The organism is Sphingomonas sp. CCH9-F2 (genome assembly GCF_001556735.1).
Classification (GTDB): Bacteria; Pseudomonadota; Alphaproteobacteria; order Sphingomonadales; family Sphingomonadaceae; genus Sphingomonas; species Sphingomonas ginsenosidimutans.
The window spans coordinates 1-220 of the sequence record NZ_LSJO01000269.1; the positions used below are offsets into that span (position 1 = coordinate 1).

The following is a 220-nucleotide window of genomic DNA, read 5'->3' on the forward strand; positions in this document are numbered from 1 at the left end:
GAACTGGCGCAGCCTCGATACGTTCATGGTCGCCGCCGCCACCGACACGCTGACCCGGCTGTTCGGCCTGCCCGGCAAGGCCGCCGGCGCGATCCGCCGGCTGGGCATCACCGCGGTCGACCGCCTGCCTCCGCTGAAGGACCGTTTCATGGCCGAGGCGCGCGGCGAAAGCGGCGACCTGCCGCGGCTGCTGATGGGGGTGGGGGTCTAGGCGGGTCGG

The 220-nt window shown here is 73.6% G+C and carries 1 pseudogene; it reads left to right on the plus strand.

Going from position 1 to position 220, the window contains the following annotated elements:
• Positions 1 to 211 (plus strand): annotated as a pseudogene (locus tag AX685_RS22440) (ubiquinone biosynthesis protein UbiH); the annotation flags it as partial.
• Positions 212 to 220 lie beyond the last annotated feature (9 nt).